At 40.6% G+C, this 21,257-nt stretch carries 18 protein-coding genes; 6 read left to right on the top strand and 12 right to left on the bottom strand.

The window, feature by feature from the left end; all coding sequences use genetic code 11:
* Positions 1-23: 23 nt before the first annotated feature.
* Complete coding sequence (locus tag QM419_RS06565) at positions 24-1,403, top strand: glycoside hydrolase family 1 protein (protein WP_414278277.1); 1,380 nt, start codon at positions 24-26, stop codon at positions 1,401-1,403.
* A 76-nt stretch (positions 1,404-1,479) separates the two neighbouring features.
* On the opposite strand, the gene QM419_RS06560 is transcribed toward QM419_RS06565, so the two are convergent.
* The 11 genes from QM419_RS06560 to QM419_RS06510 all read right to left on the bottom strand — a co-directional run bounded on the left by QM419_RS06560 (position 1,480) and on the right by QM419_RS06510 (position 14,078).
* Positions 1,480-2,154, bottom strand: coding sequence for a rhomboid family intramembrane serine protease (locus tag QM419_RS06560; protein WP_414278276.1), 675 nt, complete (start codon positions 2,152-2,154; stop codon positions 1,480-1,482).
* Positions 2,138-2,677, bottom strand: a complete 540-nt coding sequence (locus tag QM419_RS06555) for a 5-formyltetrahydrofolate cyclo-ligase (RefSeq protein WP_414278275.1) — start codon at positions 2,675-2,677, stop codon at positions 2,138-2,140. The genes QM419_RS06560 and QM419_RS06555 overlap by 17 nt, the downstream gene beginning before the upstream one ends.
* Positions 2,678-2,680: 3 nt before the next feature.
* The gene (locus QM419_RS06550) at positions 2,681-3,811 is read right to left on the bottom strand and encodes an N-acetyldiaminopimelate deacetylase (RefSeq protein ID WP_414278274.1); all 1,131 of its coding nucleotides are present in this window, start codon (positions 3,809-3,811) and stop codon (positions 2,681-2,683) included.
* Between the two features lie 56 nt (positions 3,812-3,867).
* Positions 3,868-4,566, bottom strand: coding sequence for a 2,3,4,5-tetrahydropyridine-2,6-dicarboxylate N-acetyltransferase (dapD, locus tag QM419_RS06545; protein WP_414278273.1), 699 nt, complete (start codon positions 4,564-4,566; stop codon positions 3,868-3,870).
* Positions 4,567-4,629: 63 nt separating this feature from the next.
* Positions 4,630-5,562, bottom strand: a complete 933-nt coding sequence (locus QM419_RS06540; RefSeq protein WP_414278272.1) for a DMT family transporter — start codon at positions 5,560-5,562, stop codon at positions 4,630-4,632.
* 42 nt (positions 5,563-5,604) lie between these two features.
* Positions 5,605-8,076 carry a penicillin-binding protein PBP1B gene (gene pbp1b, locus QM419_RS06535; protein ID WP_414278271.1) on the bottom strand — a complete coding sequence of 824 codons (2,472 nt, stop codon included), beginning with the start codon at positions 8,074-8,076 and terminating at the stop codon, positions 5,605-5,607.
* Positions 8,077-8,199: 123 nt separating this feature from the next.
* Positions 8,200-9,099, bottom strand: coding sequence for a UTP--glucose-1-phosphate uridylyltransferase GalU (galU, locus tag QM419_RS06530; RefSeq protein WP_414278270.1), 900 nt, complete (start codon positions 9,097-9,099; stop codon positions 8,200-8,202).
* 21 nt (positions 9,100-9,120) lie between these two features.
* Positions 9,121-10,137, bottom strand: a complete 1,017-nt coding sequence (locus tag QM419_RS06525; RefSeq protein WP_414278269.1) for an NAD(P)H-dependent glycerol-3-phosphate dehydrogenase — start codon at positions 10,135-10,137, stop codon at positions 9,121-9,123.
* A 148-nt stretch (positions 10,138-10,285) separates the two neighbouring features.
* Entirely contained in the window at positions 10,286-11,944 is a 1,659-nt protein-coding gene (locus tag QM419_RS06520) for an ABC transporter permease (RefSeq protein ID WP_178894493.1), read from the bottom strand.
* On the bottom strand, positions 11,934-13,025 hold the full coding sequence (locus QM419_RS06515; RefSeq protein WP_414278268.1) for an ABC transporter ATP-binding protein: 1,092 nt from the start codon (positions 13,023-13,025) through the stop codon (positions 11,934-11,936). Before QM419_RS06515 ends, QM419_RS06520 begins: the two co-directional genes overlap by 11 nt.
* A 12-nt stretch (positions 13,026-13,037) precedes the next feature.
* Entirely contained in the window at positions 13,038-14,078 is a 1,041-nt protein-coding gene (locus QM419_RS06510; protein ID WP_254730035.1) for an ABC transporter substrate-binding protein, read from the bottom strand.
* Positions 14,079-14,397: 319 nt separating this feature from the next.
* Between QM419_RS06510 and leuS the strand changes: the two genes are divergently transcribed.
* The 5 genes from leuS to QM419_RS06485 all read left to right on the top strand — a co-directional run bounded on the left by leuS (position 14,398) and on the right by QM419_RS06485 (position 20,129).
* Positions 14,398-16,899 (top strand): leucine--tRNA ligase, encoded by a 2,502-nt coding sequence (leuS, locus tag QM419_RS06505; protein ID WP_414278267.1) that lies wholly within the window; start codon positions 14,398-14,400, stop codon positions 16,897-16,899.
* 109 nt (positions 16,900-17,008) lie between these two features.
* Positions 17,009-17,701, top strand: a complete 693-nt coding sequence (locus QM419_RS06500) for a GNAT family N-acetyltransferase (protein WP_414278266.1) — start codon at positions 17,009-17,011, stop codon at positions 17,699-17,701.
* Between the two features lie 11 nt (positions 17,702-17,712).
* Positions 17,713-18,135 carry a GNAT family N-acetyltransferase gene (locus QM419_RS06495; RefSeq protein ID WP_414278265.1) on the top strand — a complete coding sequence of 141 codons (423 nt, stop codon included), beginning with the start codon at positions 17,713-17,715 and terminating at the stop codon, positions 18,133-18,135.
* A 276-nt stretch (positions 18,136-18,411) separates the two neighbouring features.
* The gene (locus QM419_RS06490) at positions 18,412-19,275 is read left to right on the top strand and encodes an ABC transporter ATP-binding protein (protein WP_414278264.1); all 864 of its coding nucleotides are present in this window, start codon (positions 18,412-18,414) and stop codon (positions 19,273-19,275) included.
* A complete protein-coding gene (locus QM419_RS06485; RefSeq protein WP_414254089.1) occupies positions 19,275-20,129 on the top strand; it encodes an ABC transporter permease in 855 nt (284 codons plus the stop codon). Before QM419_RS06490 ends, QM419_RS06485 begins: the two co-directional genes overlap by 1 nt.
* A gap of 178 nt (positions 20,130-20,307) precedes the next feature.
* Here the strand turns inward: QM419_RS06485 and QM419_RS06480 are convergent, their stop codons facing one another.
* Positions 20,308-21,186 carry a helix-turn-helix domain-containing protein gene (locus QM419_RS06480; protein WP_414278263.1) on the bottom strand — a complete coding sequence of 293 codons (879 nt, stop codon included), beginning with the start codon at positions 21,184-21,186 and terminating at the stop codon, positions 20,308-20,310.
* Between the last annotated feature and the right edge of the window lie 71 nt (positions 21,187-21,257).

Raw genomic sequence — 21,257 nt, 5'->3', positions numbered from 1 at the left:
AAAGCGTAAAAAGAGGTAGTGCTATGCTAAAATTTCCAAAGGATTTTGTCTGGGGTTCCTCAACTTCTGGACCACAGACAGAAGGACGAGTGCCTGGTGACGGCAAGGGAGATAATCTCTGGGATTATTGGTACCAAGTAGAGCCAAATCGCTACTATAATGGGATTGGCCCCGACAAAACGTCGACCTTCTATGAGAACTGGGAAAAGGATATTGAACTTTTGCTAGAAACAGGGCATACAGCCTTTAGGACTTCAATCCAGTGGTCTCGTATTTTCCCACAGGGTCGTGGAGAAGTCAATCCTCAAGGTGTGGCTTTCTACCGTCAGGTCTTTGAAGCTATTAAGGCTAAGGGAATTCGTCTTTTAGTCAATCTCTATCACTTTGACCTGCCTTTTGCCCTTCAAGAAGATGGGGATGGTTGGGAAAATAAGGAGACCATCAAGGCTTATGAAGACTATGCTCGTTTCTGTTTTGAAACTTATGGAGACTTGGTGGACCAATGGATTAGCTTCAATGAGCCTATAGTTCCTGTAGAGTTTGGTTATTTTTATGATGCCCATTATCCACATAAGGTAGATGCCAAAGCAGCGGTTAAGGTTGCCTATCATACACAACTGGCGAGCACTCTTGCAGTTAAGGCTTGTCATGAAGTTTTACCTGGTTCTAAAATTGGGATTGTTCTTAATTTAACTCCAGCCTATCCACGTAGCCAACATCCTGCCGACGTGAAAGCTGCTCGTATTGCGGACCTCTTCCAGGCACAATCTTTCCTAGATCCGTCTGTTTTGGGAGCTTATCCAGAAGAGTTGGTGGAGATTTTGTCTGAGCATGACTTGTTACCAGAATACACAGCCGAAGAGTTGGAACTCATTCGTGAGAACACCGTTGACTTCCTAGGAGTCAACTATTATCAGCCTTTGCGTGTTATGGCGCCACGTTTTGCTAAGCACCCTGATAGTCCACTCTTACCAGAACATTTCTATGAACCTTACGTGATGCCAGGTCGTAAGATTAATCCGCACCGCGGTTGGGAAATCTATGAGCAAGGAATTTATGACATTGCCCAAAACATCAAGGAAAACTATGGGAATATTGAGTGGATGTTAACTGAAAACGGTATGGGTGTTGAAGGTGAAGATAAATTCCGTGAAAATGGCATGATTCAGGATGATTACCGTATTGACTTTGTCAAAGGTCACCTTCGTGAGCTTCATCGTGCTATCGAAGACGGTGCTAACTGTAAAGGATATTTGATTTGGACCTTTATCGATTGCTGGTCATGGCTCAACAGCTACAAAAATCGCTATGGTTTGGTCGAGCTAGACTTAGAAACACAAGAACGCCGCCTGAAAAAATCCGGCCACTGGTTCAAAGAACTCAGCGACAATAATGGGTTTTAAGCAACTTTTCAAATAAATTTAAAAAACCATTGGAAATAAAGCTCTCTGAGAGAGTTTCCAATGGTTTTTATTTGTCTTAAAGTAATCCGATAAAAAGCAACAAGGCTGACAGAGCAATAAAGGCTAGGGTTGCTAGACCACGTTGGCCTGGGCTGTATATCTTTCGTTCTCCTCGAACTGGGAAGACAATCGCAAGAAGGGCACCACCCACGGCACCACCCACATGCCCAGCAAGGCTGATACCAGGCATTAGAACGCTACCTACTAGGTTGATGACTAAGAGGGAGAGGTAGGATTGACCAAGTTGTTGGAGATAGGGATTGCGTGAGGCATAACGGAGAACGACAATAGAGGCAAACATACCGTAGAGGGCAGTTGAAGCACCTGCAGTGATAGCATCAGGGCTAAAAACGAGGACAAAGAGATTTCCCATCATACCCGAAAGAAGGTAGATAAAGAAAAACTGTTTGGAGCCAAAGATCTGCTCCATTTGCCGTCCCAAGAAGTAAAGGGAAAGCATATTAACGAAAAAGTGCTGCAAGCCAATATGAACAAAGGTTGCGGAGAATAAGCGCCAGACTTGTTCAGGCATGGCCTTGATAGCAGGAGGATAAACAGCTCCGAATTTATACAAGGTGGCTGCGCTTGTGTAATTGAAACCACTGGTTAGAAACATGAGTACAAAAACCAGGGTTGTCACGAGGAGAAAGAAGCTCGTGACAGGATAGCGACGATCAAAAATCTCTTTCATAGATGAGTACCTCCTCAACAGGGATATCATGTGAATCAGGATGGAAATCCTGAATCTGACAAGGATAAAGTGTACTGATAGTGTTGCCTGGGAAATGCTCCAAGTAGCGGTCGTAATAGCCACCACCATAGCCAACCCGATAGCCAGAAGTATTGAAAGCTAAACCAGGAACATGAATCAAGTCAATCTGAGAGGGTTCAAGGATTGTGAAGTCTCCTTGAGGTTCAAGAAGTCCAAAAGGATTTCTCTCAAGTTGTTCTGGTTTATAGACGACAAAGTCCATTTTCCCATGTGGATAGGTTTTGGGAATGAGGATAGTCTTTCCATCTTTTTGAGCTTGTTCGATTAGTCTAGCTGTTTGAAATTCATGGGGAAAAGACAGGTAAGTAGCGATAGTTTTTGCTTCCTTGTAGAATGGATGTTGAAGGAGTTGCTCTGTGAGCCAATCGTTTATGCTCTGCTTTTCTTCTTTGGAAAGAGATTTAAGTTCTTGTAAGACCTGCTTGCGTAGGGCTTTTTTCATCGTTTACTCCTCAACTTTTTTTGCTAAAAAGCTTGATACAGCCTCGACTCCGATTGCCAGTGCTTCTTCCTTAGGACTCATCTGTGGATGGTGAAGAGCATAAGGGCTGTCAATGCCAAGCCAGAACATCACTCCAGGAACCTTAGAGAGAAGATAACCAAAATCTTCTCCTGTCATGGCAGGTTCGATGTCGATTAGTTCAATGCCCTCTTTTTCATCAAAGAAGGTCATCAATTCCTGGGCTAATTTAGGGTTGTTTTCGACAGGTAGGTAACCTCCCTGCTTGAGTTCAACTTCCACATCCATATCAAAAGCAGCTGCGACACCTTCAGCGATGGCTTTGACACGTTTTTGTACCAATAGACTCATGCTATGTGTGAGAGCTCGAATGGTTCCGTGCAAGAAAGCTGTATCAGCGATGACATTATTGGTTGTTCCAGCTTGAAAGACACCAAAAGTGACGACAGCTCCCTCGATAGGATCGACATTACGGCTGACAACCGACTGGACTTGAGTCACAAAATAGCTAGCTGCAACCAGAGCATCGTTTGCTTGATGTGGAAAGGCAGCGTGACCACCTTTACCCTTGAAACGAATCTTGACTTCGCAAGTTCCTGCAAAGAGTGTATGGGTATTGGTCGCAATTTGTCCAACTTTTAAGTCTGGACGGACATGGAGTCCATAGAATTGGTCAGGCAACCAGTCGCCAAAGGCATCGTCTTCATACATGAGCATGCCGCCGGCTTCGTTTTCCTCGGCAGGTTGGAAGAGAAAGAGGAGGTTGTTTTTTGGTTGTTTTTCTAAAGCACGTTCGAGACTTCCAAGGGCAATGGTCATGTGAAAATCGTGTCCACAAGCATGCATGCGGTCTGGGTGTTGAGAGGCAAAAGGAAGGCCTGTTTGTTCAACGATTGGGAGTCCATCAATATCTGTTCGCCAACCAATGGTACGTTCTTGCTGACTTCCCTGTAAGTATACTAAAATACCTGTTCGCCAGGTACGAATCTGAACAAAATCCTTACCAGCTGTTAATGTTTCAATGACATTGAGTAAATAAGCGTGAGTCTTGAATTCTTCTAAACCAATCTCGGGAATTTGGTGAAGATCACGTCGAGTTTGAATTAAATCTAACATATTTAGATCCTTTCTACTAGACAATAAAGAGGCAGAAATTCCGGATCTGTCAATAATTACAGGGTACGAAGCGCATCTTCTAGCGCTGTTTTTTGTTGGGTTTGGCTATCGATTTCTTTGATAACACGAGCTGGAACACCAGCTACCACAACATTTTCTGGAACATCTTGAGTAACGATGGCACCTGCAGCGACAACAGAACCACTACCAATCTGAACACCTTCGATAACTACAGCGTTAGCACCGATGAGAACATTGTCACCGACACGGACAGGCTCAGCACTAGCTGGCTCGATGACACCTGCAAGAACAGCACCTGCACCTACGTGACTATTTTTACCGACAATAGCACGTCCACCTAAAATAGCTCCCATATCAATCATAGTGCCAGCACCGATTTCTGCACCGATATTGATAACAGCTCCCATCATGATAACAGCGTTGTCACCAATCTCAACTTGGTCACGGATGATAGCGCCTGGCTCGATACGAGCATTGATATCACGTTTATCAAGGAGAGGTACAGCTGAATTGCGGGCGTCTTGTTCAACAACATAGTCCTTGTTTTCTGTAAGTCCTTCAAGAAGTGGAGCGATGTCTTTCCAGTCTCCAAAAAGAACATTCCCAAGCTTGGTAACAGAAGCAGGGATGGCTCCATCAAGTTGCCCTTCAAAGGTCACTTTTACACTTGTCTTTTTTTCAGCATTAGCGATAAATTGGATAATTTCTTGTGCATTCATTTTTGTAGCAGTCATAGGTGTCTCCTCACTCTTTGTAATGCTTACTATTCTACCAAAAAAGGCTTCAATTTTGAAGCCTTAAGTGTTAAAAGAGGATTCTTTCAGTTTATCCTTTGATTCTTCGATGGATAAGAAGATCATGGGAATAATAATCAAAATCATAGCTAATAGCAAGTAGCCATCCAAGACCAGACCTAGAAATAGAACGCTTAGAATAGCAGAGGATAGAGGTTCGCTAGCACTGACGACCGATACTACCAATGGGGATACCAGGGAGACAGCCTTCATGGATAGGAAAAAGGCAAAAGCTGTTCCCAAAAAGGCAATAGTCAAACAAATCAAGATGCTCACCCAATCCAGTTGAAAGCTAATTTTATATACGGGGTAGAGAAAATTACTAAAGAGTCCAGCTAGCATCATTCCCCAGCCAACAGTTGGGACAAAACCGTATTTTCGAGCAAATGGTTGGGGCAAGATAACATTAAACATAACTCCCAGAGCACTGAGAAGTCCTGTCAGCAATGCGAGGGGAGTGATGGATAGTTTAGACAGATCGCCTTTAGTAGCCATCAGAAAGACTCCAAGCATTGCTGTCAGAACATAGAAAATTGCTTTTTTAGAAGCTTTTTTCTTGTAGATAATACGGTTGTATATGAGAATGAAAACAGGACTGATAAATTGGAGGATAGTTGCCGTTGTTGCATTAGAGTATTCTACACAGAGATAGAAGAAATACTGAACGGAGAAGATTCCTAAGATGGCATAAGCCAGAAAAGGTAGGTGGTTGTTACGATTTCTCCAAAGGTCGAATAAGTGTGAGCGAAACTTAAAGCCGGACAAGATGAGTACGAAACCACCTGCAAGGCTTAGTCGCATAGAAGTGATCCACCCAGAGGAGACTGGATAATGCGTAAAGAAGAATTCTCCTAAAATGCCACAAATACCCCATATTAATCCGGAAAGGAGGGAATATATGGTTCCCTTGAAAATATTTTTTTGATAGTGATTCATATAAAAGTCGAGTTAGGTGACATACTCTTGATAATAGGTATGTTAGCGTTGGGACCTATTCGAAGAAGAGCTGTTATTATTATTTTTATCCTTATCTTTATCCTTATCCTTGTCTTTATCTTTGTTGTCTTGTTTTATTAAATTTCCAACAATCGTATTCCAAGCTTTTTGGTAATCAGAGTCACTTCCACCAATAGCAAATCGGTAGGTAGTAGTCGGAGCACCAGCTTGGTTAGCCCAGTAACTTGTTACCATTTCTCCAGTAACGTCAATCTCTTTGCCGTTGATAGTGACCTTGCCAGGCTTCTGTCCAGTCGACTTAAGGACTTGAGAAGAGGTGACACTCGAATCAAGGCTAAAGCGTTCAGAACCCCAAGCAGAAGGAGAAGCTTGTTGAATCGCGTTTACGAGGTGGGCCATATATTTAGCATTACGATAATATGCGCCTTTGGCTAACGGACTGTTATCATCGTGACCAACCCAACCACCAAGAGTCAATCGAGGCGTTGAAAGCATGAGCCACATATCACCTTCCTCGTTAGTTGTACCAGTTTTCCCAATCCAATCAGCACCTGCTAGACTGGAATTTATGCTATAAAGATCGCTTTGGAAACTTGTAGTTATCCGGGATGAAAGTACATCTCTTAGTAGACTTTGCATAATGGTTGCAGTAGCTTTTGAGTAGACCTGAACAGGTTCGTCTTTATGCTCATAGATCACTTCGCCACTACTTTTTTCAATTTTTGAAATCATATATTTCTTATTGTAAATACCATTATTAGCTAGTGTTTGGTATCCGTTTGTATGTTGAGCTACAGTAACCTCAATTCCACCTCCCATAGGAAGACTTTCAATGCCATATTCTGGGATTTCATAACCCATTTTTTCCATGTAGGAGCGGACATCGACTCCTTTTTCCCGAAGCATACGATAAGTCCAGTAGGCTGGGATATTCCAGGAATAATTGAGAGCTTCCTTAAGAGTTATCATTGTTGTCCCCGGACTGTTGACGTGCATAATCGGAGTTCCGTTGGCAAAGTTCGTTGGATAGTTTGATAGGATGCTAGCACTTCCCATCAAGCCTTGGTCAATAGCAATACCATAGGCTAAGATAGGTTTGGTAGTCGAAGCCGGAGATCGTTTTGTGTCAAAGGCGTGATTATTTTGATTGCTTTGGTAATCTCGTCCTCCTACAAATCCTATGATGGCTCCTGTTTTATTATCCATTAAGACATTTCCGACTTCAGGTTGACCACTACTATCATTTAGAAGGTAGCTATAGTTTGCCACTGCATTTTGCATTGCATTATGGATCGTTTTATCGATTGTAGTAGTGATACGGTAACCACCATTTTGAATTTCTTTTTCAGCTAATTCACGATAAGATTTTTGAATAGATTCGTTCTTGAGTTCTTGGGCAGAAACATTATCTTTTTGCACCAAATAATCATACATGACATTAGTCGCTTCATCAAGTGCAGTGAAGTAAAGATAACCCTTAGCTGTTAGGTTTACACTTTCTGCTGGCAAGAAGTCTTGCTTAATGTCATATGCCTTATAGGTTTCGTAGTCTTCTTGGCTGAGCACTCCAGTTCTGTACATATTGTAAAGGACATCTTTTGAACGTTTGATACCTAGCTCCATATCCTCTTCGCTCTTCATTTCCCCAGTAGATTCATAAGGTGAGTAGGAGATAGGACTTTGTGGCAATCCTGCTATGAAGGCTGCTTGAGGAATCGTTAGCTGATTGGCGTCAACCCCGAAAATACCCTTGGCTGCTTGTTGAGCTCCTGCGATATTTTGCCCTTTATTGTTACGTCCAAAAGGAGCAACGTTAAGATAGGTTGTCAAGATTTCGTCCTTGCTCATTGCTCTCTCTAAGGCTAAGGCATCAACGATTTCAGTAGCTTTACGAGTTAGTGTAGGAGCATCCCCAACCACTTGTTGCTTGATGAGCTGTTGGGTTAGTGTAGATCCTCCACTAGAAGAACCAAGACCGATAAAGTTTCCTAGGCTGGCACGAATAACTGCTTTAGGAACGACCCCATTGTGTTCGGCAAAATGTTCATCCTCGGTAGCAACGATAGCTTGCTTGAGATTTTCTGAAATAGCATCTGATGCGACAGATGTCCGAAGGAGGTCACTTTCAATAGCACCAATCATGGATCCGTCAGCATAGCGAATCTCAGAGATGGATGAAATATCATTCACTTGCTTGAGCAAATCTTCTGTTTGAGGAACGGTCACCTTGTCAAATAGAGATACAGCATAACCGAAAACAACCCCGGTACCTAAAAGTCCACCAAGTAAGGCGATAATGAATAGGGTATTAAAGGTCGCCTTGATTCCCAGTAAGATATTGGCAAAGATAGTCCAAATACTAGTTTTGGTTTTCTTTTTCTTTTTAGAATGTTTAGGACCTTTTTTTCCTAGATGTATATTTTTTAGCTTTGTTTTTAGGGACTGAAGGAAAGCCAGTCCTTTTTCTTTAAGTTCTAACAATTTATTCTTCATTTCTTTCCTCACTCCTTATTATTATACCATAAAAGCATTCATTACAAGAAATTAGGCTTGGACTAGGTTTAGAGGTGTTTAGGAAATAAAAAAACCAGGTAAATTCAACCTGGTTTTAAGGATTTATTTTTCTTCTGAAAGTTCTTTTCCAAGATCAATCAAGTAGTCTTTCAAGTGGTCTTTAACTTGTGGGTGTTTGAGAGCATATTCGATGGAAGTTTTCATAAATCCAAACTTATCTCCAACGTCATAACGTGAACCTTTAAATTCACGGGCGAATACACGTTGAGTTTTGTTGAGTGTATCGATAGCATCTGTTAGCTGGATTTCATTTCCGGCACCAGGTTTTTGATTTTCAAGAATACCGAAAATCTCAGGTGTGAGAAGGTAACGGCCGATGATGGCTAAATCACTTGGTGCGTCTTCAGGTGCTGGCTTTTCAACGAAGGTTTCAACACTGTAAAGTCCATCTTTTCCTTCGCCTTGAGGCGCGATAACACCGTAGGCAGAAACTTCTTCATGTGGGACAGGCATCACAGCGATAGTAGAAGCATGAGTTTGCTCATAGTCATTCATAAGTTGTTTGGTCAATGGAATAGCACTATCATCTGTGATATCCATGAGGTCATCTCCAAGCATGACCACAAAGGGTTCATTTCCAACGAAAGCTTTGGCTTGTAAAACGGCATCTCCGAGTCCACGTGGGTGTGTTTGACGGATGAAGTGAAGGCGCATACCAGTTGTTTCGTCAACTAGTTTCAAAAGGTCGGTTTTTCCTTTTTCCTTGAGGTTGTACTCTAGTTCAAAGTTTGAGTCAAAATGGTCTTCGATCGAACGTTTTGATTTCCCTGTTACTACAAGAATATCCTCAATTCCAGACTTAAGGGCTTCTTCAACGATGAATTGAATAGTTGGCTTATCCACAATTGGCAACATTTCTTTGGCCAAGGCTTTGGTTGCTGGAAGGAAACGAGTTCCAAGCCCCGCGGCAGGGATAACAGCTTTTCTAACTTTTTGCTTCATGAGCATCCTTTCTAACGGTGATTATGACCACTCGTTCTCTGCCTTGAACTCGTTACTCATGAGTTCAGAAACAGCATCCTTAATATTAACATTTTCATAAATAACCTGGTAGATAGCCTGAGTAATAGGCATATAGACTCCAAGTTCTTGCGCCAATTCATAAGCAGCTTTGGTTGTTGAAATTCCTTCAATCACCATCCCCATGTTGGCTTCGATATCTGCCAAGGCTTCGCCACGTCCAAGAGCATCACCTGCTCGCCAGTTACGTGAGTGGACAGAAGTTCCAGTAACGATTAAATCCCCAACTCCAGAAAGTCCGCTATAAGTCAGTGGATTTGCTCCAAGTTTGACTCCTAGACGAGTGATTTCTGCAAGACCGCGCGTGATAATGGCAGCTTTAGCGTTGTCTCCAAATCCAAGTCCATGGAGGGCACCTGCACCAACAGCGATGATATTTTTAAGAGCACCAGCTGTTTCCACTCCGATCACATCTGTATTGGTATAAAGACGGAAGTAGTGGTTACTAAAGAGTGTCTGAACATACTGAGCTGTCTCTAAATCCTTAGATGCAGCCGTGATCAAGGTAATGTCACGTACAATCGTTTCTTCTGCATGGCTAGGACCAGATACAACTACAATCTCACTACGTAACTCTTCAGGGATTTCTTCTTCAAGAATGGTCGAAAGACGTTTGTGACTATTGGGCTCGAGCCCTTTTGAAGCATGCATGACCACCACTTTATGATCCAAAACAGCAGCCACTTGTTGAGCTACCAATCTGGTCACCTTAGTAGGTACCACAAACAAGATAGCATCAACACCCTTCAAGGCTTCTGCCAAATCATGATAGGCCACAATTTTATCGTCTAATACAATATCCTTAAAATAGCGTTTGTTAGTGTGTTGTGTATTAATTTCATCAATTTGGTCAGGAATATTACCCCAGATACGCACTTCGTGTCCGTTGTCATTAAGAACTTGTGACAGAGCAGTACCCCAAGAACCAGGCCCTAAAACAGCGATGGTTTGTTTGTTCATTTTTCCCTCCTTCTGAGAAAGCACTTTCCTATATTCTACCATAAAAAGCACTATCTTGCATCTATATTATTTATGAAGCATTAATTGAATGATAGAGTATAAATAAAAAAACAGCCAATGAGTAATTTGGCTGTCTTTAGGAGAAAAACTAGAGGGTAATGCTATTGTTTTTAGAAATTTTCATAAATAGTAATAATGAAGTAACTGTCAAGACAGTGAGGATAGTTGACAAAGCAGCTGCCACACCATAATTTCCTCTGAGAACCTCTGTATAGATTGCTACGGTCATAGTTTTTGTTTTGGCATTATATAGCAGGATAGAAGTAGATAGTTCTGAAATCATTGTTACCCATGATAGAATAGCTCCAGAAATAATACCGGGTAACATCATTGGAACAGTGATGTTACTGAAAGTATTGAGACGGCTACTTCCTAAACTCTCAGCTGCTTCTTCAATACTAGGTGCTATTTGTTGTAAGCTAGCAACAGATGAGCGGATTGTATAAGGGAGTCTTCTTACAGATAAGGAGATAATCAAGATGAAGGCTGTTCCTGTAATCATAAGGAAGCCACTTCCGAAGATACCTGTATTGAATGAAGAGATAAAGGCAATACCGAGAACTGTTCCTGGTACGATATAAGGTACCATACTAAGGCTATCAATTAAGTTTGTAAACAAATTTCGTTTTCTAACAGCTAAGTAGGAGATAAATGATGCAAATAAAACAACTAGAATCAAAGCAATCAAAGGAATGCGAATCGTATTAAAAATAGTAGCTCCCATGCGATTGAAAGCAATCTTGTAACTGTTTAGAGAATAGCCTTTGACAAATACCATACCTGATGTTTTTAGGAAAGAGGTATAAATCAAAAATAATTGAGGTAGAACAGAAAATAAGACAATTCCGTAAACTGTTGCATAAATTGCTGCCATTTTCCCTTTTGTGGTTTTTTTCGGCTCAATTGGATGGAGAGAATTCATGCTGAAACTATAGCGATTGGAAATATATTTTTGAATAAGAAAGATTGTTAAAGCAATGATAATCGCCATGATTGCTAAAGCAGATGCAAAAGCAGAATTTCCGCCAACCTCACTAATGAATTGATTATAAATTAAAACAGGGAAAGTTCGATATCCTTCACCAATTAACATAGGAGTTCCGAAGTCGGAAAATGCTCTCATAAATACGAGTAGGGCAGCGGCAAGTAAAGTTGGAACTAAAAGGGGCAAAATAACTGTTATCATACGTTTGAACCCAAATACTCCCATGCTTTCAGCGGCTTCAAGAAGAGAATGGTCAATTCTTTTCATGGCTCCAGCCACGTATAGAAAAACTAATGGGAATAGCTGGAGTGTAAACACAAGTACAATTCCTTTGAAGCCATAAATATCAATAGCTGGAAGATGAAGGGCATTTGTCAAAAATTTAGTGATGACACCATTTCGTCCCAACAAGAGAATCCAAGAGTATGCCCCTACGAAAGGAGCTGACATGGAAGCGATGATAATCAATATCTGTAAAAATTTCTTTCCTTTGAAGTCATATATAGAAAAGAGGTAAGCCAATAAGGTCCCTAAAACTAGGGAAGTTACAGTAGAAGTAATGGAGACGTTAAAACTGTTTACTAGTGTCTCAGAGTAATAGGATTTACTAAAGAAATCCTCAAAATTAGCTAGTGAGAATTGACCTTCATGTATGAGTGCTTGCTTGAGTACAATAATAATTGGATAAACAAGAAAAATAAGATAGGTAAGAAAGATGAAGAATGAGGAGGCTGTCCAAATATTTAGTTTTTTACCTTTCATAGCCAACTCCTGTAATAAGATTTTGGGAACCATCTGCAGAAAAGACATTTAACTTTTGAGTATTGATTCGTAGACGAATTCGATCCCCTTTTTGAAGATCTTCTTCAAAAGTTGATTCTTCGCTGACCTGTATTTTTGAAGAAAATGCAGTCTCTACAAAATATTCAGTGGTGAGTCCAAGATAAACACTATCGGAAATGATTCCTTCAATATCTCCAGATTCATCTTTGATAAACTCTTCGGGACGGATACTTACAAGAACAGCTTGTTCCTTAGCTTGATCAAGAGCTGGCATACGAAGAGAGTAGCCGTCTTCAAAGACGATGTACGCTCCATCAGCTTGCTTTTCTAAACGGGCAGGGATGATGTTTGTTCTACCAATAAAGGTTGCGACAAATTCGTTCTCTGGTTTGTGGTATAGCTCTTTTGGACGACCAATTTGTTGAATAACACCATCTTTCATAACAGCAATTTGGTCAGAAATGGCCATCGCTTCTTCTTGGTCGTGGGTCACATATACAGTTGTAATTCCCACTTCGTGTTGAATTTCTCGAATAACTTGGCGCATATCTAAGCGAAGTTTCGCATCCAGGTTACTAAGAGGCTCGTCCATGAGGAGAACACTTGGATTAACAGCTAAGGCACGTGCCAAGGCGACACGTTGTTGTTGTCCACCACTGAGTTTATCGGGCTTTCGATCTGCGTATTGATTAATTTGCATTAGTTCCAGATATTTATTAGTTTGTTGAACTAATTCATCTTTTGGAACCTTTTTTTGTTTAAGACCAAAAGCAACATTATCTCGAACAGTCAAATGTGGAAAAATAGCGTAGTTTTGGAAAACCATACCGATGTTGCGTTTGCTGGGTTCTATGTTATTGATTTTAGTATCATCGAAGTAAAATTCTCCGCCTTCAATACTGTTGAAGCCTGCAATCATTCGAAGTAGAGTCGTTTTTCCACAACCTGAAGGTCCAAGAATAGTGAAAAGACTTCCTTTTGGGATCGTAACATTTAAATTCTCAATGACAGGAATGTCATGGTAGATTTTTTTTGCGTTAATAATTTTGATCTCACTCATAGCGAACCTCTTTTACTGTTTCGATTGAATATTAGTGAAAATATCATTGTACTTTTTAAGAATAGCTGATTTATTTTGGATGACGTACTCAGAATCTTCAGTGGCGATATTGATTTCGGTCATTGATTTCATATTTTTATTGGTTTTAGCATTTTTTCGAATGGGTCTAATGGTTGTTTCAGTTCCTAGTTTATCCTGAATGTCTTGAGAAAGAAGGAAATCGATAAATTTTTTAGCGTTTTCCATGTGTTTGGCATTTTTGATAATAGCTGCGTTACCAGGCAAAAAGACGGTTCCTTCTTTTGGATAAATGACTTTTACATCAACGCCATCGTTTAAGAGTTTCAAGGCAGGATCTTCATAGGTGAGTCCGACAGCCATTTCTCCGTCAGCGACTGATTTGTAGACATTTGAAGAACTAGAAGCAATTTTCCCATCTACTAAGCTAAATAGATTTTTCACATATGTCCAAGCTTGCTCATTTTCATAGCCCCCCTGATCTACGAGCATGTTTGTTAATTGAGCAAAGGCGCTAGAAGAATTACTTGGATCAGCAGTTGCGATTTTTCCTTTTAATTTAGGATTGAGTAGATCATTGTAGCCTTCAATTTTAATATCTTTTGTAAGAGCTGAATTGGCAATGATGACACTGACATCAAGTGTATAAGGCGTGTAGAATCCAGTTTTATTTTGATATTCAGGGATTATCTGGTCGTTCTCTTGAGAAATATAAGGTTCAAAAAGATTTTCGTTAGAAGAGAAGAGGGCGTAGGAGCCTCCGAAAATGACATCGGCTACAGGGGATTCTTTTTCAGCCTCAGCTTTTTTGAACAATTCACCAGTGCTGGCTTGTACTAAGTCAACCTTAATACCATATTTTTCTTCGAAGGCTGGGATTGTTTCTTCGATAAGGTCTTCAGGGTTAGGCGAGTAGATAACCAAAGTGTTATCTGAATCTTTTTCAGAGCTAGTTTCCGCTTCTGTTGTTGAAGAACATCCTGATAAAGTAAGAAATATCCATCCACAAGAGAGAAAGAATAGTAGTTTTTTCATAAGAGTCTCCTTTTTTACGAACGTTTTTACTCTACGACTTGCTTAATGTTTATAATTTGCAGAGTTCTATAGGATATAATAAAAACCTTAAAGAAATCTAAAACGAGAAATATGAGTCAAAGGCGTTAGGGGAAAAAGATGGAAGAGATAAATAATCGATATAAGCTAATTTCAAGTGTTAGCTAATTTTTTATACTGCTAAATAAGCTGGATTTGCGATTCAGTCTTTCTTTCCATCCAAGCCCAAAAGAACATTTCTCGACTTTCAAATTCCCCCAAAAATGGTATAATAGTAACATCATAAAATTGGAGAAATAGCATGAGTTTTTACAATCATAAGGAAATTGAGCCTAAGTGGCAAAAATACTGGGCTGACAATCACACTTTTAAAACAGGAACAGATGCCTCAAAACCTAAGTTTTACGCATTGGACATGTTCCCTTACCCATCTGGAGCGGGTCTTCACGTAGGACACCCAGAAGGCTACACAGCAACTGATATCCTCAGCCGTTTCAAACGTGCCAAAGGTTACAATGTCCTTCACCCAATGGGATGGGATGCCTTTGGTTTGCCTGCAGAGCAATATGCTATGGATACTGGTAATGATCCAGCAGACTTCACCGCGGAAAATATTGCCAACTTCAAACGCCAAATCAATGCGCTTGGATTCTCTTACGACTGGGATCGTGAAGTCAACACAACAGATCCAAACTACTACAAGTGGACTCAGTGGATCTTCACCAAGCTTTACGAAAAAGGTTTGGCTTATGAAGCGGAAGTACCAGTAAACTGGGTTGAGGAACTAGGAACAGCTATCGCCAATGAAGAAGTCCTTCCAGATGGAACATCTGAGCGTGGCGGTTATCCAGTTGTCCGCAAACCAATGCGCCAATGGATGCTTAAAATCACGGCTTATGCTGAGCGCTTGCTCAACGACTTGGATGACTTGGATTGGCCAGAGTCTATCAAGGACATGCAACGCAACTGGATTGGGAAATCAACAGGTGCCAATGTCACCTTCAAAGTGAAAGGTACTGACAGGGAATTCACCGTCTTTACGACTCGTCCAGATACTCTTTTTGGTGCGACCTTCACTGTTTTGGCGCCTGAACATGACTTGGTAGATGCCATCACAACACCTGAACAAGCTGAGGCTGTAGCTGATTACAAACATCAAGCCAGCCTTAAATCAGACTTGGCCCGTACAGACCTTGCTAAGGAAAAAACAGGGGTTTGGACTGGTGCTTATGCCGTCAACCCTGTCAATGGGAAAGAAATCCCAATCTGGATTGCGGACTATGTTCTTGCTAGCTACGGAACAGGTGCTGTTATGGCCGTACCTGCCCACGATGAGCGTGACTGGGAATTTGCTAAACAGTTTGACCTTCCAATCGTAGAAGTCTTGGAAGGTGGAAACGTTGAAGAGGCTGCTTACACAGAAGATGGCCTTCACGTCAACTCTGACTTCTTGAACGGTCTCAACAAAGAAGAAGCGATTGCTAAAATCGTGGCTTGGTTGGAAGAAAAAGGCTTTGGTCAAGAAAAGATCACTTACCGTCTCCGTGACTGGCTCTTTAGCCGTCAACGTTACTGGGGTGAACCAATCCCAATTATTCATTGGGAAGATGGTACTTCGACAGCTGTTCCAGAAAGTGAACTCCCACTTGTCTTGCCAGTAACCAAGGACATCCGCCCTTCAGGTACTGGTGAAAGCCCATTGGCTAACTTGACAGACTGGCTTGAAGTGACTCGTGAGGATGGTGTCAAAGGTCGTCGTGAGACGAATACGATGCCACAATGGGCAGGTTCAAGCTGGTACTACCTCCGCTATATCGATCCACACAACACTGAGAAATTGGCTGATGAGGATCTCCTCAAACAATGGTTGCCAGTCGATATTTATGTAGGTGGTGCAGAACACGCCGTGCTTCACTTGCTTTACGCTCGTTTCTGGCACAAATTCCTCTATGACCTTGGTGTTGTACCTACTAAGGAGCCATTCCAAAAACTCTTTAACCAAGGAATGATCTTGGGAACAAGCTACCGTGACCACCGTGGTGCTCTTGTGGCGACTGACAAGGTTGAAAAACGTGACGGTTCCTTCTTCCATGTGGAAACAGGAGAAGAATTGGAGCAAGCACCAGCCAAGATGTCTAAATCCCTCAAGAACGTGGTTAACCCAGACGATGTGGTGGAACAATACGGTGCTGATACCCTTCGTGTCTATGAAATGTTCATGGGACCACTTGATGCTTCTATCGCTTGGTCTGAAGAAGGTCTGGAAGGAAGCCGTAAATTCCTTGACCGTGTTTACCGTTTGATCACAAGTAAAGAAATCGTTGCGGAAAATAATGGCGCTCTAGACAAGGTTTACAACGAAACTGTTAAGTCTGTCACTGAGCAAATCGAGTCGATGAAATTCAACACAGCCATTGCCCAGCTCATGGTCTTTGTCAATGCTGCTAACAAGGAAGACAAACTCTATGTGGACTACGCCAAAGGCTTTATTCAATTGATCGCTCCATTTGCGCCTCACTTGGCAGAAGAACTCTGGCAAACAGTCGCAGCAACAGGTGAGTCTATCTCTTATGTGGCTTGGCCAACATGGGACGAAAGTAAATTGGTTGAAGACGAAATCGAAATCGTCGTTCAAATCAAAGGTAAAGTCCGTTCTAAACTCATGGTTGCTAAAGACCTTTCACGCGAAGAATTGCAAGAAATTGCTCTGGCTGACGAAAAAGTCAAGGCAGAGATCGACGGCAAGGAAATTGTGAAAGTGATTAGTGTCCCTAATAAGCTAGTAAATATTGTTGTGAAATAAAAAATGAATCCTTCAGAGTAGAATCTGGAGGATTTTTTGTAGATTCCCTGTGAGATGTGATATACTATTCACATCTTTAAACTTATAAGAGTGAGACAAGGAGAAAGCTATGCCAGTAAATGAATATGGTCAGATGATTGGTGAACCTGTAGACGATACACCTGGAGTTTTGCCTTCACTTGTACGGATAGAGGGGCAGTATACGATTATTGAAGCTCTGTCAGTAGAAAAGCATGCGGAGGATTTGCTGGCTGTTTATGGTCCAGAATCACCTCGAGAGATGTGGACCTATCTCTTTCAACCACCAGTAGAGAATCTCGAAGAATTAATCGTAGCTTTGAAGCAGATGCTTGAGCGTAAGGATCGTTTCTATTATGCGATTATCGATAAAGCGACTGGAAAGGCGCTGGGGACTTTTTCTCTCATGCGTATTGACCAAGCCAATCGTGCGATTGAGGTTGGCGCGGTGACCTTTTCTCCGGCTCTCAAACAGACAAGGATGGGAACAGAGGCCCACTATTTGCTAGCTCGTTATGTCTTTGAAGAGCTTAACTATCGCCACTATGAGTGGAAGTGTGATGCCCTCAATCTTCCATCTAGAAAAGCAGCAGAACGTTTGGGATTTGTCTATGAAGGAACCTTCCGCCAAGCTGTTATCTATAAAGGTCGCACCAGAGATACGGATTGGTTGTCTATGATCGATAAGGACTGGCCAAAGGTTAAAGCACGTTTTGAAGCGTGGTTAAAATCTGAGAATTTTGATGAAGAAGGCCATCAGTTGAAATCTCTTAGAGAATGTTAGAAAGGTTTGCTATGATTAAGATTACAAAAGAATCCTCTGTTTCAATTGATGACGTTTTACATCTCTATCAGGCAGTTGGTTGGACAAACTATATCAATCAGCCACAGATGTTGGCCCAGGCCTTGTCTCATTCGCTAGCGACTTATCTTGCCCGTGATGGTGAGAAAATCGTTGGTTTAGTGCGTCTGGTTGGAGACGGTTTTTCATCCGTTTTTGTCCAGGATTTGATTGTTTTGCCTAGCTATCAGCGCCAAGGAATTGGTAGTAACTTGATGAAAGAAGCCTTGGCTGACTATAAGGATGCCTACCAAATACAACTAGCGACTGAACAGACAGAAAAAACTTTGGCTTTTTACCGTTCTCTGGGGTTTGAAACCTTATCTACTTATGATTGTACAGGAATGATTTGGGTGGATCGAAAAAAATTAAAATAATTCTTTTATCTTAAGTTAACTTTAAGTTTACTCATGTATCATGTAATCATTAAGTAAAGACCTCCTAACTTTATTTAATAGAAATCCTAAACTTTTCTTTTTCATAATAATCTCCCTAAAGAAGCCACCAAATTCGGTGGCTTTTTTTATGTTCAAATGCAGAAGTTTTAAGGTAGAATTGACCACATAATCATCCATTTCGACCACATAGCTCCAAAGTATATTTTTTCTTTTTCCTTTTTGTTAAACTGAGAGTGTGAAAAGGAGGAAAGAAATATGATTTTACAAGCAAAAGGTCTCACTAAGAACTATGGAGACCATATAGCAGTTAGAAATATAAATTTAGAGTTTAAAAAAGGAAGTTTTAACGCAATCTTAGGACCTAATGGGGCTGGCAAATCGACCACGATTTCAATGTTAATCGGTCTTAAACGAGCAACTAATGGTCAAATCATCTATGCGCCCAATACTAGGATTGGAGTTGTTTTTCAAGCAAGTGTATTGGATGAAAAGTTGACAGTCAAAGAAAACCTAGCCATTCGTGCCCAGCAGTATAAGGGGATTAAAGGTGGTCGTGTGGAAGATTTAATCAATCAACTAGGGTTGACTGCTTTTCAGAAACAACTTTATGGAACTTTATCAGGAGGACAGAAACGTCGAGTTGACATTGCTCGGGCTCTCCTATCCAATCCCGATATTTTATTTCTAGATGAGCCTACGACTGGACTAGATATTCAGACTCGCAAATCCATTTGGGATTTATTGTATCGTCTACAAAGAGATGAAGGGATGACTATTATCTTAACGACTCATTATCTGGATGAAGCAGATGAGGCAGATCAACTTTATATTATAGATCATGGAAAGGTTATTGCCCAAGGTTCTGCTACTGAGATTAAAAGTGAGTACGCTTCCAATCTTTTAAAAATTTGTTTTAAAGACAAGCAAGTGGAGAAATTCTTACCTAAAAATATGCCTGTGGAAAAAGAAAATGAGTTTGAGTATAGTCTTTATCCCGAGAACCAATTGGAAGCTATTGATTATTTGACCCAAGTTCGTGAGAAGATTGCTGGCTTTGAATTTCGTCCAGGAACTATGGATGATGCCTTCATAGCTCTTACAGGAAGAGAGGTGCGCTAATGTTAGCCTTATTAAAACGTGATTTTTTGTTATATTTTCGTAATCGTTCAGGAGTCTTTTTCTCATTACTGGGAGCTTTGATTTCCTTTCTACTCTATATCATTTTTTTGCAGAAAAATTTGATGGATGCCTGGTCCCAACTTCCTGATAATAAGAGCCTTTTAAATAACTGGTTGATGGGTGGAACCTTGGCTGTGACTGGGATTACAACCAGTTTTACAGCCTTGACCCAGATGGTACAAGACCGTGAAAATCAAGTGGATCAGGATCTCTTTTTGACAGACTTAGGGAGCTGGGGCTTGCAACTGTCTTATCTTATTAGTAGCCTTATCATTTCCTTTGTTATGCAAGCCTTTATGCTTATTGTTATGAGCCTTTATTTTCAAGAAATTCCAGCTATGAGTAAGCTATTTGAAATAAGTTTAATCATGCTGCTAAGTAGTCTCCTTTCAACATTGGTAAATGCACTCTTGGTTTACCATTTCCAGTCAGTAGATAGTCTAGGTAAATTGGCTACCATTGTAGGTACAGCTTCAGGATTTTTAGTAGGAACTTATGTACCAATGGGAATTCTTCCTAACTTCGCTCAAGTTCTCATGAAGTGCACACCGGCTACCTATCTTGCTTCTCTCTATAGACAGGTCTTAATGAAGGAGCAATTAGAAACTACATTTATGGGGAATAGTAGCCTATTAGAAGAGTTTCAAGAAAAATTAGGAATCCGGCTTAATTGGCAGAACCTTTTAACAAAGGAAGAAACATACTTAATAGTGTTGAGTATCTGCCTCCTAACTTTTCTGCTTTGGCTGGTAGTAGTTAAAATCTCTAGCAAAAAAATAAAATTTATAGGTTAAGCTAAATTTAAGTCTTCTCTTGTATCATATAGTTATTAAGTAAAGACCTCCTAACTTTATTTAATAGAAATCCTAAACTTTTCTTTTTCATAATAATCTCCCTAATGAAGCCACCAAATTCGGTGGCTTTTTTGTTTGAAAAAAATTCTCCCTAGTGAGTCACTAAGGAGACATGTAGTTAGGATTCTTTTTTAAGTTGTTGGTTTCGATACTGTCTAGGAGTTAGCTGGAAGTGTTGTTTGAATTGTCGATTAAAATTTGAGAGGTTGGTAAAACCGACCTGGCTTGCTATTTCTTGAACACTTTGATTGGTCTGAACGAGCTTTTCGCAAGCTTTTTCCAGGCGCAATCGTATGAGATACTCCATACAGCTTGTCCCGGTGTGTTGTTTGAAAATATTCATAAAGTGATTTTTGCTGTATCCAAATGTAGCAGCAAGCTGGTCAATTTGAATGGGTTCTGCATAGTGTTGCTCAAGATAACCTATCATTTCTTTTAATTTCTGGTATTTTTGATAGGTATCATCCGTATAGTGGCGATTGACATACCTGTACTTAAAGAGAAGATAGAGAAATTCATAGAGTTTTGCCTTTAAAAGGAGATCATAATAAATACTCTGCTCTTCAAGGATAGAAAAAAGAGATAAAAGACAATCGCGAATCGGTTCATAAGCATGATCATCTGACGAAATCCGAGGAGTGAGATAAAAATGCCCAGAGTATATAGGTTGAATGTAACGCTGGCTAAAGCTATCTATTTGACTTCTACCTAGGAAATCGAGATGGATACGAAAAACTGTAGAAATTTGTTCTTGATTTTCAATAGGGTAGATAGCGTGAGGAGAAGTTGGCTGAATTAGAAAAATATCGCCTTCATGACTTTCAAAGCGCTCAGAGTTGATATAGAAGGTAGCAGTTCCTTTTTTGACATAGACAATCTCGAGTTCAGGATGCCAATGATAGATGGTATTAGAAGATTGCTTAGATAAGATTTGTTTTTCAAAATCATAGGGAAAATCAGATGGGTTATCTCGTAAAAGTCTTGACTGCTGAACCATGATAAAACCTCCCAATAAGCTATTTCTAGTTTTATTATACCAAAAAAAGGGCGGGGCAAAAAATCCCGACC

The organism is Streptococcus infantis (genome assembly GCF_047464715.1).
Taxonomy (GTDB): Bacteria; Bacillota; Bacilli; order Lactobacillales; family Streptococcaceae; genus Streptococcus; species Streptococcus infantis_S.
The sequence above is the reverse complement of the archived record's forward strand: the minus strand, read 5'-3'. Positions and strand labels throughout refer to the sequence as shown.